Source organism: Mariniradius saccharolyticus AK6 (assembly GCF_000330725.2).
Classification (GTDB): Bacteria; Bacteroidota; Bacteroidia; order Cytophagales; family Cyclobacteriaceae; genus Mariniradius; species Mariniradius saccharolyticus.
In genome coordinates this window covers 79,763-97,811 of the sequence record NZ_AMZY02000011.1, presented here as the reverse complement: position 1 = coordinate 97,811, position 18,049 = coordinate 79,763, and the positions used below count along the sequence as shown (strand labels likewise).

The 18,049-nt window shown below is 49.4% G+C and carries 12 protein-coding genes; all 12 read left to right on the top strand.

The genetic code is table 11. From position 1 onward, the window contains the following. Positions 1 to 13: 13 nt before the first annotated feature. Genes C943_RS11810 through C943_RS21445 form a run of 12 tightly spaced genes read left to right on the top strand, consistent with a single transcriptional unit; the run spans position 14 to position 18,045 of the window. Positions 14 to 445, top strand: coding sequence for a phage tail protein (locus C943_RS11810; RefSeq protein ID WP_008627941.1), 432 nt, complete (start codon positions 14 to 16; stop codon positions 443 to 445). Positions 446 to 447: 2 nt separating this feature from the next. Continuing rightward, positions 448 to 945: a phage tail protein gene (locus tag C943_RS11805; protein ID WP_008627940.1), complete on the top strand. Its 498-nt coding sequence runs from the start codon at positions 448 to 450 to the stop codon at positions 943 to 945. Between the two features lie 16 nt (positions 946 to 961). Next, a complete protein-coding gene (locus C943_RS22045; RefSeq protein ID WP_008627939.1) occupies positions 962 to 1,132 on the top strand; it encodes a DUF5908 family protein in 171 nt (56 codons plus the stop codon). Further along, on the top strand, positions 1,132 to 1,848 hold the full coding sequence (locus tag C943_RS11800; RefSeq protein ID WP_008627938.1) for a CIS tube protein: 717 nt from the start codon (positions 1,132 to 1,134) through the stop codon (positions 1,846 to 1,848). Before C943_RS22045 ends, C943_RS11800 begins: the two co-directional genes overlap by 1 nt. Before the next feature lie 9 nt (positions 1,849 to 1,857). Then, positions 1,858 to 3,627, top strand: a complete 1,770-nt coding sequence (gene vgrG, locus C943_RS11795) for a type VI secretion system tip protein VgrG (RefSeq protein ID WP_008627937.1) — start codon at positions 1,858 to 1,860, stop codon at positions 3,625 to 3,627. A 7-nt stretch (positions 3,628 to 3,634) separates the two neighbouring features. Further along, positions 3,635 to 3,925: a PAAR domain-containing protein gene (locus C943_RS11790; protein WP_081610476.1), complete on the top strand. Its 291-nt coding sequence runs from the start codon at positions 3,635 to 3,637 to the stop codon at positions 3,923 to 3,925. Between the two features lie 4 nt (positions 3,926 to 3,929). Further along, a complete protein-coding gene (locus C943_RS11785; protein ID WP_040480452.1) occupies positions 3,930 to 4,346 on the top strand; it encodes a GPW/gp25 family protein in 417 nt (138 codons plus the stop codon). A 6-nt stretch (positions 4,347 to 4,352) separates the two neighbouring features. After that, entirely contained in the window at positions 4,353 to 7,946 is a 3,594-nt protein-coding gene (locus tag C943_RS11780; protein ID WP_008627934.1) for a hypothetical protein, read from the top strand. After that, positions 7,946 to 10,927, top strand: a complete 2,982-nt coding sequence (locus tag C943_RS21455) for a response regulator receiversensor (RefSeq protein ID WP_008627932.1) — start codon at positions 7,946 to 7,948, stop codon at positions 10,925 to 10,927. The genes C943_RS11780 and C943_RS21455 overlap by 1 nt, the downstream gene beginning before the upstream one ends. A 2-nt stretch (positions 10,928 to 10,929) precedes the next feature. Next, positions 10,930 to 15,051 carry a PKD domain-containing protein gene (locus tag C943_RS11770; RefSeq protein WP_008627931.1) on the top strand — a complete coding sequence of 1,374 codons (4,122 nt, stop codon included), beginning with the start codon at positions 10,930 to 10,932 and terminating at the stop codon, positions 15,049 to 15,051. A 3-nt stretch (positions 15,052 to 15,054) separates the two neighbouring features. Then, the gene (locus tag C943_RS21450) at positions 15,055 to 16,602 is read left to right on the top strand and encodes a contractile injection system tape measure protein (RefSeq protein ID WP_008627930.1); all 1,548 of its coding nucleotides are present in this window, start codon (positions 15,055 to 15,057) and stop codon (positions 16,600 to 16,602) included. 12 nt (positions 16,603 to 16,614) lie between these two features. Continuing rightward, on the top strand, positions 16,615 to 18,045 hold the full coding sequence (locus C943_RS21445; protein ID WP_008627929.1) for an eCIS core domain-containing protein: 1,431 nt from the start codon (positions 16,615 to 16,617) through the stop codon (positions 18,043 to 18,045). Positions 18,046 to 18,049: the final 4 nt, after the last annotated feature.

Below are 18,049 nucleotides of genomic sequence, written 5' to 3'. Positions count from 1 at the left end.
AACAAAGACAATCATGGCAAATTATCCTCTTCCCAAGTTTCACTTCCAAGTTGATTGGGGTGGAACCAAAATCGGATTCAGCGAAGTGTCAGGCCTCGAAGTGACCATCGAGCCCATCGAATACAGAGACGGCGCAAGTCCGGAATACCACAAAATCAAAATGCCGGGTATGCAGAGCTTTTCGAATATCACACTCAAGCGCGGCATTTTCAAAGGAGACAACGAATTCTACACATGGTGGAATACCGTCGCGCTCAATACCATCGAGCGTCGGGACCTCATTATTTCCCTCCTTGATGAGAGCCACGCCCCGGTGGTCGTGTGGCGGGTCAAAAATGCCTGGCCCATCAAAGTGCAATCCACCGACCTCAATGCTACCGGCAATGAAGTCGCCATCGAGACGATGGAGGTCGCACACGAAGGTCTCACCATGATCAATGAATAGGCATGTTCACCTACCCACCTGTTGGTTTTCATTTCTCGGTCGTGTTCCAGTTGTTTCCACAGACTCCCAATGACTTCCGCTTTCAGGAGGTCAGCGGATTGGATATGGAAATGCAGATGGAAACCTTTGCCGAAGGAGGCCAAAACCGCTTTGATTGGCAGCTACCGGTCAAAGCGAGGTACACGGACATTGTGCTGAAGCGCGGCATGTTTATCGGCTCGGGTATCCTGATGTGGTGCAAAAACGCCTTCGAAAACTTCGTCTTCGAACCGGTCAACATCATCATCAGCCTCCTCAACGAGAACCACATCCCGATCCAATCCTGGTATGTGGTCAATGCCATCCCGAAGAAATGGTCCGTGTCCAGTTTCAACGCGGAGCAAAGTTCCATCGTGGTGGAGTCGATTACACTCAGCTATCAGTATTTCAACATCATCAGCGTGGATTCCGCGCTATCGATGGCAGGAAGTGTAAGCGCATCGGGAAGCATCGGTATCTAAATTCATGTAGAAAAAAATGCCACTAGAAATCAGGGAACTCCAAATCAGGGCCGCCGTCGGTCCAAGGGAAACGCCGTCGGAAATCCCGTCGGCCAGTTCCACGGATTTGGAGGGAATGAAGCAGGAGATCGTCCGTGAAGTCACGGAGGAGGTTTTGAAGATGATCCAACTCAAACTCGAACGATAATGATTGACTTGGGGCAAAAAGCCGAAAAACTCTACGTACAAGCCTACAGCGACGCGGAATTCCAGAATCCCGTACCTGACAACAAGTTCAGTGCGCTGATCAATCCAGCCACCTACAAGGTGAGCTACAGGTACGAATTTGACTCCTCCCAAGCCCCAGGGACCTCTGCCGCGAATCTCCGGTTTAACCGAATCCTTCCTCAGGATTTCAATTTTGATTTTCTCTTTGATGCCACAGGTGTGGTAAAGGATATGTCGGTGCTGAGCCTTGGGATCGCCAATCCTTTCGAAAAGCCTGCAACCGTTACCGACCAGATTGAAAGCTTCAAGCAGAAAATCATCAATTACCAATCCGATCAGCATCGGCCCTACTATTTGAAAATCCATTGGGGAGAGCTACTCTTCAAGGGCGTGCTCAAGCAAATGGATATCGAGTACAAGGTCTTTGCGCCGGATGGAAAGCCGATCCGGGCAGTCGCCAAATGCCAGTTTTATGGGAGTGTGGATGACAATACCCGTGCCTTGCAGGAAAACAGACAAAGCCCGGATATCACCCACGAAAGGATTTTCAAAACGACCGATCGGATCGACCGCATGTCGGAGTCCATTTATGAAAAGGATAGCCACTATATCCACATTGCCGAGGTCAATGGGCTTGACAGTTTCAGGAATATTACCCCAGGTTCAAAACTCTTTTTTCCACCACTTTCCAAATAGAAACACGCCATGATAGCAACCGAAATTGGGGACTTGGTTACCACTAGGATCCTTTTGGGAACTGGCTCCGGTGCTCCTGCAACCCAGGAGGTTTCCGGGGAGGTAAATGTCATGTCCATTTCGGTATACCATGAGCTCAATAAAATCCCCACCGCGATTGTCAAGATCGCTGATGGGGAGCTGAGTGATGCAAGTTTCCCGGTAGGTGATAGTGGGGAATTTGCTTTGGGAAAAAGTATCGACATCCAAGCAGGATACAACTCCCAAGACACCTCCCTCTTCAAGGGAATCATCAGCTGCAACAGCCACGGCCTTCAGGCAGGTATCTCGCAACTCCAAATGACCTGCAAACACGATGTGGTTAAGATGACGGTGGGAAAGAAAAACCGCCATTTCAATGAGCTGAGTGACAGTGATATTGTCGAAAGCATCCTTCAGGAAAACGGAATCACGGATTTGGATGTCCCTGCGTTTGGAAGTACGCATGAGCAATTGCTTCAGGCCAATGTCAGTGATTGGGATTTTATCCTCAGCAGAATCGACTCCAATGGTATGGCCTGCAGGATGGAGGGGACAAAATTTGTGGTGTTCAGGCCGGACCCGTCTTTGGATGCAGTCCTTGCCTTGACCTATGGCGCGGATATTTTTTCCTTTCAATCCGAATCCGATATACGCTCCCAAGCGGCGGAAGTGAAGTTCAAGGCTTGGGATTACGCCAACCAGACGGTCCTGGAGGCAAGCGCAACCGATGCCATCGGTGACAACGCCGGAAATTTTTCGACTTCGGATATGGCGGGGATTCATGGTCAGGGTTTTGAAGTCGGGACGCCATCCCATTTAAAAACCGAGAGCTTGCAGGCTTTTGCCGATTCCAAAAAGCAAAAAATGTCGCTTTCAAAAATCCGTGGGAAAATCATTTTTCAGGGAACTTCAAATGTAAAACCCGGGGATTGGATCGAATTGGTAGGCGTTGGCGAGCAGTTTACGGGAAAGGTTTTTGTCAGTGCCGTCAGGCATGACATCTATGCAGGCAGGTGGATGACCGAAGCCAATATCGGTTGGGAGACGGATTTTTTCACGGAAAAAGTCAACCCCTCCGCCATCAGCGCCGAAAGCGGTCAGTTTTCCCGCATCCAAGGCTTGCATATCGGTATCGTCACCGATATCGTGGATCCTTTGGGCGAGGGTAGGGTACGGGTACGGCTTCCCATGGTCAATGCCGCGGATGCAGGGCTTTGGGCGAGGGTGGCCAGTTTGGATGCCGGAAACAACAGGGGTACTTTTTTCCGGCCTGAGATCGAGGATGAAGTCATAGTGGGGTTCATGAACGATGATCCCTCTTTCCCTGTGGTGCTCGGTATGTTGCACAGCAGCGCCAAGCCTACCCCTTTTGAGCCAGAGGAATCCAATGACAAAAAGGGATACGTCTCTCGCTCCGAAATCAAGATTACGATCCATGACGGTGACCGTAGCATTGTGATTGAAACCCCGGGCGGTAGGAAGTTCACAATGGATGATGAGGCAGGAATCATTCAGGTGGAGGATGCGGTCGGCAATATCCTCACGATGAACGATAGCGGAATTACCTGTGAATCTCCACAGGATATATCAGTCAGTTCTTCCACCAAAATCAGCCTTGCAGCTCCTGAGATCGAGATCAAGGCAGACATGAGTGTTACGATGGAGGGTTCTGCCAGTGTCAGTGTAAAAAGCAGCGGTACCACAGATATCGAAGGTTCCATGGTCAATATCAAAGGAAGTCTTGTAAAAATCAATTGATAAAGATATGCCCCCAGCAGCAAGAATCACCGATATGCATCTTTGCCCGATGGTCACAGGCACGGTCCCACATGTAGGTGGTCCGATTTTACCCGCGGGTGAACCGACTGTCTTGATCGGTGGATTGCCTGCGGCTAGGGTGGGTGATATGGCTGTTTGTGTTGGTCCTCCGGACACAATTGTCTCGGGTTCCGGTTCGGTGCTCATCGGCGGTAAACCCGCAGCGAGAATGGGCGATTCTACAGCCCATGGTGGCACCATTATCATAGGATGTGCAACAGTCATTATAGGAGGGTAGCGCTATGGAAAACATACAGAAGTCTTTTCTCGGTACAGGATGGAGTTTCCCGCCCCAGTTTGATCAGGGCGGTTGTAAAACCCATATGCTTAGCGATGAGGCGGATATCCAAAGCAGTCTGGAGATACTCCTTGCGACCAAAAGGGGTGAGCGGGTGATGCGCTTAGACTATGGTTGTGACCTGCACGAGTTGTTGTTTGAGCCACTTACTACCACTTTTAAAACCTATATCGTAGACCTCATCCGCACCGCAATCCTTTACCACGAACCAAGAATCGAAGTGGAAAAAATCGACCTCAACGATACGGGCGAACTGGAAGGCAGGATCATCATTACCATTACCTACAAGGTACGCTCCACCAATTCGAGATTCAATTTTGTATTCCCTTTTTTCAAAAACGAGGCAAATACACCAATCTAAATCCACATGGCCTGCACGGACAAAAACCCACTTACCAGAGAAGGTACCAACCATCAGTCAAGATCCTTGACTGCGCTGCGGCCTGATTTTGCACAGGTGGACGAAAGGTCCGTGGAGGATTTGATGCTTTTTGCTCGGAGGTATGCGGCCTATATCAAGTACAAAAACCAAAACAACGCCGAGCAGGGTACTTGGGAGCCTTTGATGCAGCAGGATGTATCGGTCGTATTGGCAATGCTGCTTTCGATCGACACGATCCAAGTTTCGGATTACATCAAGCTGCTCTACAAGAAGATCAAATTGGCCATCGCAGCGGCAGATGACACAGAGGCGCAGTTGCAGTTCAAGTATTTGTTTGATGCCGTTTTCACTTTGGTGAAAAATGTGGACGAGCAGTGTAGCCTACTCAAAAAAGAACCGGATTACCAAAAAACGCTGCTTTCGCTGATTCAGACCAAATTGAACCAGCCCTTTTGGCGCTTGTTCAATTTCAAAAATGAAAACGCAGCCTTGGTCTCTTCATCCCATCAGATGGACGCTGAGGCACCTTTCACTCCGGTGGATTCCAACTTGCCGCTCAATCTGACACAGTTTACCCCTACCGCTGACAAACTGAAGATTACCATGGTGGGCAGTACCGCTACAGAGCAAATCAGCCATGTGGTCAACCATAACCTTTTCAACAGCCAGATTACGCTGTTGCTAAGCGGTCTAGCCAGTGTGCTCCAAAATGCCCAGGCGCTGTTCCAAAAATCCTTGACCGAATATGACAACCATGAGCCTCACTATGGGCTTTTTGTCGCTTTTCTGAGACTTTTCAAGGAAGCCCAAGATAGCCTCAACGAGTTTACCGGCAAGCATTTGGATTTTTACTACAAAGATGTCCTCCGGCTAAAAAAGAAGCCTGCTGTCGCGGACCAAGCCCATGTTGCAGTCACCCTCCAAAAACATATCCCTCAGCATCTACTCAAACAGGGGACAATCTTCAAAGGAGGCAAAGATCCAAACGGCAAAGAGCGACAATACAGCCTTACAGATGACGTGGTTTTCAACCAAGCAGAGGTACAGTCGCTGAAGGCTTTCCAAATATTCCAAAAAAGGCTTCTGGCATATCCTCAAATCAACAGTTCCGATGGGATGGGCGGAAAATTCGAGGGTGAAGACAAGAGTTGGTTTGCATTTGGAGACAGGAAGATGGCACCGACTACGGAGGCAGGATTTGGAATTGCTTCGAACCTGCTCTTTCTCAACGAAGGAAAAAGGACGGTTACACTGAGTATGGAATTCGCAAACCCCTTGAAATCCGGTATCGCTTTTTCCAAGTTCAATCCATTCGGTACCAAAAAAACGATACCTTTTTCCGTATCCTTAACGGGGGAAAAGGCATGGATCGACAAAGCTGTCATTGCCACATTCAGCCAAAATTCCACGATTTTGGAACTCCAATTTGTGTTGGAGGTTGATGAACCTGCCGTGGTTCCCTATCAGGAAAAGACCCATCAGAAAGGCTTTGCCACCAACCTACCTTTGCTTATCGCAAAGCTCAACCAAGCCGCAGGCAATATGCCTTATGCGAACCTGATGAACAATCCGCTATTATCGCTCCGTCTGACGGTAGATGTGGAGGGTGTCAAGAATCTTGCCCTCAGCAGTGATGGCGGCTCGATAGATGCTGCAAAGCCATTCAAACCCTTTGGGGATTTTCCAAAGCTCAATGCCAGTTTCTACATCGGCTCGCGGGAGATTTTTCAGAAGGAATTGGAAAGCCTCACGGTCAATTTCCCGGTCAACGAGCCCATGACATGCCAATACTTGCACGGCAATGTTTGGGATGACTATCCCTTTTCAAAGACTAGTGATGGTGGGTATCTGATCCAGAAAAACATCTCCGGCAATTACCTCAAGCCAACCTTGGTGAATTTTGGCGCACCTGAATTGTTGAAGGCCACGGCTTTTGAAGGGTACCTGAGATTTCGGTTGAATACGGGCAAATATTCCCTCGCTTCCCATATGGCGGAAGTGAACAAAGCGCTCGACAACATCGTCGTCAACTCCCAACAAGGCAATTTCCAATTAAAAGCCGCAGAAGGCTCTCCTGCCTCTGAGATCTCAGCCAAGGTTGACCTTGGGAACTTGGCGATCAAGGAAATAGATACCGTGAAGTTTGAGAAGATTGGAGAAATAGCCGCGCTCACTACCATCTCGGGTAATTCGGTTCCTGTTCCCAAAGAAGTCATTTCCGAAACGTTTTCCATTGACTATACCGCTTCATCCCTGATTCCGATTACCGCATCGGGAAATCAAAGACATGCACTGTATCACCTTACGCCTTTTGGGCATTTTCAGCCGATTTCGGGTGGGGAATCGTCGCTTGTCCCCAGGTTCAGCCAGGAAGGGGAGCTATTGATCGGACTGGCAAAGGTCCAAGTACCCAGTACGGTCAACTTGCTTTTCCTTTTGGCTGACGGCAGTTCCAATCCTTTGAAGAGTCAAGAATCGGTTGCCTGGTCTTTTTTGAATGCGTCCGGGACATGGTCGGAATTCGAGAAGGGCAAGGTGATCGATGGGACAATCAACCTGACGAGAACAGGCATTGTCACGCTGAATATTCCGGTTGACGCGACTTTTTCACATACTGCACTTCAGACAGGATTGGTTTGGGTCAGGGCGTCTGTCTTGGAGAATACGGATGCAGTTTGTAGAATCATTGAAGTCAAAGCCCAAGGCGCCTTGGTCGAGTTGCTTCAGGAAGACAAGGGAGGAACGGCATTCTTGGAACACGCCCCGGCGGGTACGATTTCCAAATTGAAATTGTCTGACAATGCCATCAAGTCCATCTCCCAACCCGCCGATTCCAAAGGCGGGAAAACGGAGGAAAAAAGTCCGGATTTCTACCGTCGTGTCAGCGAGCGCCTCAGACACAAACAACGTGCGGCGACGATTTGGGATTTTGAACATTTGGTGTTGCAGGAATTTCCCGAAATCCACCAAATCAAATGCCTTAACCATACCGGTTTTTATGAGAAGAGCGGGGAGAAAGTCTTTTGTGAAAATTTCCCAGGACACGTCACGCTAATCTGCATTCCCGACTTGCAGCACAAATCCAACCGCAATCCGCTACGGCCCTACACGCCCATCGGAACCCTGACCGATATTGACCTATTCCTTCAAAAGATCAAGAATACCTTTGTCCAGCTCCATGTCGTCAACCCAAGGTTTGAAGAAGTGCAAGTGGAATTCGAAGTGCACTTCCATGACAACATGGACGAGACCTTTTATAGAAACCTCCTGGATCTCGAAATCGAGCAGTTCCTCTGTCCTTGGGCTTGGGATCTGAACCAAAAGCTGGTCCTCGGTGGGAAAATCAATAAGTCTACGCTGATCAATTTTGTGGAGGAAAGGCCCTACGTCGATTTTGTCAGCTGCTTCAAGTTGCACCATATCCTTCGTGACGACAGCGGTGCCATCGTCGGCAAGTTCACAGACCTCGAGGAAGTCGCGGCTTCGAGTGCACGGTCCGTGCTTGTGTCACATTTTGACGAAGCCAATTTGGCTGCGCCCCGCCATTTGATCGAAGTAGTCCAAACCTGTAACTGCTGATGAAAGCCTCTCCGACCATACCAAAGAATCCGGCGCTCCCATCTTCCATGGACTTTGAGCAACTGCGCCAATTGGGGCTTCAGCAAATCGAACGCCTGTCCAGTGCCTATTGGACCGACTACAACTCACATGACCCGGGCATTACCATTCTCGAGGCGCTTTGCTATGCAATTACCGAACTCGGCTACCGCGCAAAATTCGAAATCAAGGACCTGCTCGCTGATGCAAGTGGTCAAACGTTTTTCATGGCCCGACAGATATTGACCTCAGCGCCATGGACGATTGCCGACTACCGGAAGCTCTTGGTGGACATAAAGGGCGTCAACAATGCTTGGCTGCTGCCAGAGGGCAAGCAAGAGGTACCTGTTTTCATCCATTGTGAAAAAGACCAACTCCAATACGAAATCACAGACCAGCCGCTTTTGCTGAAAGGTCTCTATACCGTCCTTTTGGATTTGGAAATTGACTTGGAATCCGGCGATTTGAACACCGGCGATATTGAGATGGAGAATATCGCATTTCCATTTTCCCCGATGGTAGGCATCGAGGCGGGCGAGTTTCAGGTGAAGTTTGAATTGCCTAGTGTCAGGGAAATTGCGCCAAAAGTGCTCAAAGAGGAAGTTTCGTCCATCGCAATCGTCAAAAATGCCGAGAAAAACTGGCACTACAGTTTTAAGGTCGAATGGGCCGACGGCGACACCGCTGCGATTCCATTTAGGGTGAGCATTGCCAAGAATCCCAAGAAAGGAAAGGTCCAGGATAGTCATGTTTGGCTGATGCTGCAGGACAGTACCTATGCGGAAGCGATTTGGCAGGGGTATTTGGAAAAAATCCTCAAGGCCCATACGATTATCCAAAAAGCCATCAAGACGCTCCACGAAAACCGCAATATCTGCGAGGATTTTGTCAAGGTCGAGCCTATCAGCAGTGAGGAGATCGCGTTTTGCTTTGACGTGGATGCCAGGCCTGAGGCAGACATCGAGCGGATACAGGCCGAGATATACTTTGCGATCCAAAATTACCTCAATCCACCCATTCGGTTTTATACGCTTCGCGAATTGACCGAACAGGGGGTTCCCTCGGAGGAGATTTTTGAAGGACCGGCGCTGGGTCATGGCTTTATCAAAAGCGATGAAATCGAGCAATCCCAACTGCGGTCGGTAATCTATGCATCCGACATCATCAGTTTGTTGATGGATATCGATGGCGTTTTGGGTGTGCGGAATTTCCTGATGACCAAGTATGACAAAGAAGGGAAACCGGTGGCTGGAGAGAAGGGGATCTCTTGGTGCATGTCGGTAACGCCTTTGCACAAGCCGGTGATGAGTGAGAGTTTTTCCAAGATCCTTTTCTTCAAGGATGGCTTTCCCTTCCTTTCCCGATATGAGGAAGTAAAGGATACCGTCCAATTGCTCCATGCCCAAAATACGATAGGAAAATTGGTGGCAACATTCGAAGACTTACCGGTCCCTAAGGGTAGACGGCGCGATACCCTGAGTCATTGGCCGGTACAATACGACCTGCCGATGGTATATGGCGTGGGTGAATTTGGATTGCCGACAAATGCGGATTCGCTCCGCAAGGCGCAACAACAGCAGTTGAAAGGATATCTGATGTTTTTTGAGCAATTGCTGGCAGACTTCTTTGCCCAATTGACCAATGCCAAAACCCTCTTTTCCACCGACCCGATCAGACAGACGTACTTTGCACAATACCTTGGCAGCATCAAGGAAACGGAAGAAATCCTCCATCTTGATCTCGAAAAGGCCATTGCCAATGATCCCCTAGATACGGCAAGTCAGGAACTGTGGCGCCGACTGTACGAAAACCAACCCGCATTTTTTGAGCGCAGAAACAGGTTTTTGGACCATCTCCTCGCGCGATTTGGGGAGTCGTTCAATGACTTTGCCCTGCTGATGTACCGGATCAACTTGGAAAACATCAGCTTGGAAAAAGTCGAGCCTCAGGAACTGCTGGATATCAAGATCAATACCTTGGAGACTTACGCCGAGGTTTCGCACGCGAGAAACCTTGCTTTCAATTATTTCCCCCAAACTGAAGCTTTTGAATTGAATGAAGGCAGGCTTTGGGATACAGACAACGTCTCCGGCTTGGAGAAAAGGATCAGCTATCTGACCGGAATCCGGGATTTTACGAGAAGGTTTCTCTATTGTATCAAAAACGTGGAAATCATCTGTGAAGAAAAAGAGGTTGGCGAGGAGATTCACTGCCAGCACCATTTTTCGATGGTTTCGCGCGCCGGGACCATCCTCGTGTCCAAGCAGTACCCAAGTAAATCCGAGGCCGAGTCGGTGTTGGCCGACGTATTGGAATTGGGGATCAACAAAGACAACTTCCACTACACCAACAAGAAGATCAAGCTCAAGAAAGGCAATACAATTTTGCTGACGAGTGAGCAAAACTTCCAGACAGAGGAGTTGGCATTGGCTGAAATCGATGCAATTGCGGAGGAAATTACGGCACCCTGCCCAGACCCTGAGGGACTGCACTTGGTCGAACACATTCTCTTGCGGCCCAAGAGTAAAAACTTCGATCTGTTGGAAGTCTGTCTTCAGGACTGCGATTGTCCCTGCGAATGGGACCCTTATTCCTTCAGGGCTTCGGTGGTGCTGCCGCATTGGCCAAAGCATTTTGACAATATGGCGTTCAGGAAATACTTCGAGGACAAAATCCGTGAACAGGCGCCCGCGCATATCCAACTGAAAATCTGCTGGGTCAGCAATGAGCAGCTCCGTGAGTTTGAAGTCCGTTACCAAAAATGGATACTGGAACTCGGCAAATTCAGAGCAGGGGCAGACAATCAGCCGACTTACCAGGAAGCAAACGACAAGATGGTCGAAATCCTGTCCATGCTCCACTCGGTCTATCCCAAGGCCACGCTCCACGACTGCGAGGAGAGTGATGCCGACAAAAACCCAGTCATGCTGGGCAAAACCATTCTAGGAACTCAAAAATTATAACCATGCAGGCTTTACAATCATATCCCGTCTTTGAAGCTGATCAGGTATTGTCCAATTCCCACCTGAACAACTTGTTGAACTACCTGGAACAGCAGGAACGGCTGACGCGCATCAAGCTCCTGGGTAGAGGTATCGTCTGCGGTTTGGAAATCAACAGCAGCAATTCCGCGATTGCCATCAGCAAGGGCTGCGGTCTCAGTTCCCAGGGTTTTCTCTTCCAGCTTTGCGATACGAACTACACGCATTTCGTTGGCTACACGCCGCCTGCCTTGCCGACTGACCTTTACTTTTTGACCCAATGCAGCACCGAAAATCGCGCCAGTGTACCATTCTACGGAGAAAAGGATTTACTCGAGCTGATCTCGGACAGCGATAGGGAAACTGAAGGGAAGCAACCGCTCACCTTGCTGAAGTTGCAGGATTATGTGGTTGTTGTTTTTCTGGAAGCCTCCCAAATTGACCTCAAAAACTGCGATACCCAAGACTGCAACGACAAGGGAAGCAGGCTGGACTTTGTCCAAAGGACACTTTTGGTGAAAAAGAAATTATCCACCTACATCCGGCAGTTGGGATTCAACTCCATTCTGCTGAAGAGGTTCAACGTGCCCGTCGCTGACATGAACACGGCAGAGGATGTTCTCAATGGCTTCCTTGCGATTACAGACGACAATACACTGAAAAGGCTTTCGGAAAACCTCGTTCGGAGTTGGGATAGGTTCGCACCGCTTTTGGGCCTTCCTTTGGAAAATCCCCTCGCAGGTCTCGACCTGATCGAAATCAAAAAGAAACTCTCTGGCAATACCACCCAGCGCATTTTCGTCCAATACTTCTATGACTTTGTGGATGACCTGCTCAAGGCCTATATTGAGTTTAGGGCCCAAACCCGGGAGGTGTTTGGAGAATGCTGCCCCGAGGAAATGGATTTCCCGCTGCATTTGAATCTCGGTTCGGCCCACGAAAATACCCGCTTGGGAAGAAGGAATAGCCAGCGGCATTATTTTGAGCCTTCGCCGATTTTGGATGGACAGGGAAAAAAAGCCGAGGAAGCCGCCATGCTGCTCGAACGATTGGTGGCCATGGTGCAGGCGTTTATCGGGGACAAGCTTCGGACCAACGAGGCCATCGCCATCACGCCAAGTACCCTTGGTGGCGATTACATTTCCTACAGGGCGATTCCTTATTACTACGATTGGGAGCGAGTCAACCCGCTTTGGTACTTCAGCCGTGCCTACAACGGCAACGAGCGCTTCACATTGGGATACCGCGCGGCGCTTCAATCCGATGCGCCTGAGCCTGTCAAAAACCCCTTGCTCTATGATATCGAGCGCTACAATGCCTTCCGAATCGAAGGACATATCGGGAAAAACTACAGGACTGCGCTCACAGAGATTCTCCGACAGCAAAAACGCTTCAATTTGCCCTTTGACGTGATCGCCCTGAATGCCGTGGACCTCTCTGCCATCCTCAATGGTAGGGATATCCGCTGCCATGTGGAGGATTTGGAATCTGACTTTCGGGTGATGATCACGGGCATCGTCTGCCAGCTACAACAAATCATTGCCTATGTAGGTAACCTCCGTCCCAAGCGTGCCATTATCCCCGACCGTGGAATCGCAGATTTGGTATCGAGAAAGAACTTCTACATCTCCAAAAACCTTGTGGATATGCAGAAGTCAATAAAATCGGACATTTCCAAAAACCAACCTATCAGCCTTTCCAATGTCGATATCATCAAAAACCTTGCGCTAAAAGATGTCGAAGAGGGTGAAAAACTCGCCGACTTCGTAGGCACGGATGTGGGACTGTTCATTGTCAACCAAAAGCCTTTCTACGACTACATCATCAAGCAGCCGGATTTGTTGGTGATTTTCTTGCAGCAATTGGCCGAGATCGTGAAATACTTGCTCGCGGTAGATCTACATACTTTCGAGGAAGACAGCTTCACAAAACTCTGGACGCCCTATTCCAAAACCGTCGAAAGTCTGATCAAGGAATCCGCCAACTCCGAAAACGAGGAGATCAAGAAATTTTTCACGGCCTCCAACCGGGAGTTGCTATTCAAATGTGCCAATGAAAAGCTTTTTGCACTCAAGGATGAGTATTTGTCGCGGATGGAAGCTTACCATGCTGCTGTCAATTTTGACAAGTACTTCAAAAAGCATCCCGGCATGGAGCACAAGGCAGGAGTCACCAAAGGAGGTACTTTTATTTTGGTCTACAATGGAGAGACCGAAAGAGTCTTGACACTTCCCGAACTGGCAAATCCGGGTCTGAATCTCAACCTCGATTTGATCCGGAACGCATTTGCCGGCTTGGCGATCAAGGAAGCGCAGCCGGCTACCACAAACTTGGCGAAATCAGCCAATATTGGTTCAAAACCAAGCGTTTCCAAAGAGATCGAATCGCTCAGCTTGGCTGCTGCGAAACGGACCGAGTTTGAGTTTGCTTCAGACCTCATCAAAGAGCTCAATCTCGGCGATGCATCCAAGGCGGTCTTGGATGCCTTGCGCAACAGGGACAAGGAAATCAAGGAACGGGCAACACCGATTCCAAAAGGAACGGTGATCGCTGATTTCTATTTGCCCTACATGATCAATAGCGACTGTCCGCCCATTGCCTATGTGATTCCGGAGGAAAAGGAACCCGAGAATCAAGGACCAACCGCAGACGCAGGAGCGGATAGAACGCTGGAAATGCCTGTCGATGGATTGGCAACAACGACACTCGATGGCTCCAATTCAAAGGATCCGGAAGGAGCGGCTCTTTTGTTTTCATGGGCGCAGTCCTCAGGTCCCGTTGCGCAGATTGTGAATCCAAATTCTGCAATCACTGAAGCCAGACTCCAATCTCCCGGTGTATATGTATTTGGGCTTACGGTACGTGACGACAAGGCCGCTTCGGCCCAAGATACGGTTACAATCACCGTCAATGCCCGGCCAAATACAGCACCGATAGCCAATGCTGGTCCGGATCAAACGGTCACGCTCACGTTCAATAGACCCACTTCTACGGTTTTGGATGGCTCTGCTTCAAGTGACCCTGACGGTCAACTGGTGGCGTTTTCTTGGACACAGGTGAGTGGGCCTAGCGCGACGATACAGACTCCAAATACAGTCGCAACAACGGTGATTGTGCCAGCCCTTGGCGAGTATGAATTTTCACTCAAAGTCACCGATGATAAGGGCCTGTCAGCACAAGATGCCGTGAAAGTAACGGTTGTGGGAAGACAAAACCAGCCACCCACTGCCAATGCCGGACAGGACCAAAGTATCTTGATCCCCAATCCCAACAGTCCAGGAAGGGCGATTCTGGATGGCAGCGCATCGGCTGATCCTGAGGGTGCTGCACTTAGCTTTGAATGGAAACAGGAGGATGGGCCGATAACCGCGATCATTTCAACACCGAATCAAGCAAGGACGGACGTTTCGGGACTTATGCCCGGAGAATATACATTTGGCCTGAAGGTGACTGATAATGCCGGCAATTTCACTTCGGACACAGTCCGAATTTCTGTAGCCATTAGGGTAATTGACGATGGACCGCGGGAGAAAAACTGCGGGTCTTTGGAAGAGATCATTAGGCTCTTTGAATCGTTTGATAAAGGAGGTACCACGGACCAGTTCAAGCGGTTTGTGGAAATGTTCCAATCCTATGGGCAGGTCAAGGAGTTTTTTGCAGAGCTGCGCAAGGTTTCGGGAGCGAATATTGATGATCAAATCAAGTTCCTGCGCGAAGTATTCGGCGATGGGGGATTCGAAAAAACCCTGATCACCTGGCTGAATCAGCTGCAGAACATCATTATGGAATCCAAAGAACTGAGGGGGCTGGCACTCCAACTCTATAGGATTCTCACATTACTGTTGATGTATATTGTATGCGTCCAAAAAGGAGATTTTGATCGAGGCGAACTTCCCTTGGCAAATGTATTTGAGGTGATGTTAAGGCACGCCCGGGATTGGGCAGCGCTACGCGAAAGGGGGCAATTGGGCCGATTGGAGGCACAAATCCTCAGCAGGATAGGCAATGACATCGCCGTAGCGATTGCCCAGACTGAACAAAACGGCGAAGTCAGCGCCAAACCAAACTACCTGAACTTGCTGAAAAAATGGGGAGAAATCCTCTAAAGGATGAATAGAGCCCAAAACCATAAAATCCATACAGCCTCCCTCCAAGTCCAATTTGAAGGAATGGAGGGGGCTTTGGGTTTGCAGGATAATTTGGGATTGTTGTTTTACGAAAAGGTTGAACCCCTCTTGCAAAAGGCTTTTGACCGGTCTGCCGATCCTCGCGCGACGATCGTGTTGGACAAGCTTATTTTGGACTGCGGGAAACTCTCTGGTGAAAATTGGGAAGAGGAAATGCTGCAGGCTATCTCCAAGCTGTTGGAAGAGAAACTCCAAAGTGTCCGCATGAATCCCAGGTATGAAAAGACCATCAAGCAGCAGGCCGAAGAGGTAATGGTATTTTTCCTCGAGAAAGGCTATTTCCCATGGAACAGTCCCTTTTCTGCGCCGATGGAATTGGAAAAGGGTCTTGACATGACTACTTCCCAAGCCCTCAAACTCGCCGCGTTTTTGAGGAAGTCCTCGGTCTTTCGCATGCGTTTTCATCGGGGTTTTTCATTGGCTTTTCGATGGGATTTCGTAAACCGCCTAGCAGATAACCCGCCTCCAGAGATCAGGGATTTCTTGGATTTTGCCGCACAAAAAGCCCACGTCAACCGATTCTTTTTTGAGTCAGTTTTTGAAGTCATTGTTTCGGTTCCTATGGTTTCCAGTACCGCCTGGCTGCAGTTCTTTCAAAGGATCATCGAGGTGCAACCTGAATCTCAGGTGCCGGTACTGGCCGAGTTTTTTTCAGTACATTGGATGGAAAATCCGGGTAGAATTTGGGAATTTTTTAATTTCAATGGCCAAGAAACTCAGGTTGGGTTTTTGGAAAGAGTAGGCCAATTGGTGCAGAAGGTAGCTGCCACGCAGCCCGTATTGGCGAAGGACTTGGGTAAAGCATTTTCCAATTTTGAGAAACAAAAGATGAATCAAAGCCCTGATACCGGTTCAAATGCCAGTACTGCGGATAAACTGCAGGCTTCCAAGGCAGACCCAAGTTCATCCCCCAACACAGCACAAACGCCTATAATGCCCCAGAAAGATGGACCTCACGAGGAAGTATTGGAGGACATATATGTTTCCAATGCGGGCTTGGTACTCCTGCACCCCTTTGTTCCGGCACTTTTGGATACCCTGGGATTGCAAAAAGAGGGGCATTTCATCTCTCCTGACGCGCAAATGGCAGCAGCGAAAGTCCTACAGTTTTTGGTTTGGGGCGAAAATGCGCTGAGTGAAAATCATTTCCCGTTGATCAAAGTCCTACTCGGGATTCCCCTGCACCAGGTTTTGGAACTTGAGATTGAGTTGCCCGACGCTTGGAAAATGGAATGCGAAGCAATGCTTTCGGAGGTAATCCAGCATTGGGCTGTTTTGAAAAACACCAGTAATGCGGGTCTGCGGGAGACTTTTCTCCAGCGGGAAGGCAAGATAATTCCCGCTACAAATGGATGGAAACTTCAGATCGAGCGCAAGACCGTGGATGTACTTCTCGGCAAGTTGCCTTGGGAAATTGGCATCATCAAGTTGCCTTGGATGAACGAAATAATGTACGTGGATTGGAGTTAAAACGAAGAGATTATGGCTTCCACCGCTTCAAAAAAAGAATCCTTATCGGGGAACAATGCCCAAAGGAGATCGCCATTTTTTCAGGCAAAACTCACCGTGAATGCCCCTAATGATGAGTACGAGCAAGAAGCTGATACCATCGCCGACAGAGTCCTCGCTACAGAGGGGAAGTCTGTACATGAACTTGGCGGGGTTGGCGGACTTTTCATTTCACAGATTCAAAGAAAATGCGCGGAATGCGAAGAAGAGGAAAAAGTGCAGATGAAGGGATTTTCCAAAGGCGGGGAAGCAGATGGCGAAGTGGAATCCGCCATCCGGTCTGAGTCAGGTGGAGGTGAAGCTTTGGGAAAGGATACGCGCTCCTGGATGGAGTCCCGGTTCGGAACAGGCTTTGGAAACGTCAGGATTCACGACAACCACCAGTCCCATCAAATCAATAGAAAACTGAACGCACGGGCATTTACCCATCAAAACCATATTTTTTTCAACTCGGGACAATACAACCCGGAATCTAGTTCAGGAAAAAAGCTCTTGGCCCATGAACTGACGCATGTCGTCCAGCAGACAGGCGGTGGTGGATTTGCAGAGCAGCTTGACGAGGAAGTTGGGATTGGGGGAAATATGATCCAGCGTGATTTGATGGTCGAGCCACCCAATCCGACGGCAGAGGCGAGGGAATTGACTGAGGCCGAGATTCAAACAGCAATCAGGTATAACGAGACGCGGTTTCATGATCCATACAATATCATGAACGTGCGGGATGTGATCGGCATTGCACAATATCCCGCAGTAATCGACCAGGAATTTGTCGAAGCGGTGGTCCGGTGGCAAGCCATGTTTGACTTGGAGCAGGATGGAAAAATGGGCGCAGATACCACCCAAACCATCCTTGCAGAATTGAACGCCGCCGGCGCTACCCATGAAGCGGAGACTTTGGCTGTCGACAATACCGTCACCACCGTCGACGTGGTGCCGCGGACTTACAACACCTGTGCACCCGGCTTGCCGTTTGAGTTCAACTGGCAGGTTGGATTCCGAACCACCATGCGCAACGGATTCATCATCCAGCGGATCGACAACACTTTCAATGCTACAATGTGCGATGGATCTGCCTACACCGGATGGCAACCGATTCGCAGGTATTGGGAGGCATGGAGCGTGGATGGCAATGGTAACGTAAGACCGATCCTCGGCGGCGTAAATGATATGTTTACCCGTCCACTTCGTGCAGGCTCGAGGGGTAATTGGGTGATGCGCGGAACCCTTTATACGACCAAGACGCTTCCTTCCTCCTTTGTGGCGAGTTCGGTCGCTGACGCCGGAATTCTCAGGGCCACATTGACCAATCCAGGCGACGATTTCCTCGGCTATGTAGCCAATACCAGAAGAGTCGGTGGCACTTGGGACTGCTGCGCGGCCACACCGACACATACGCCTTCCTAATCGA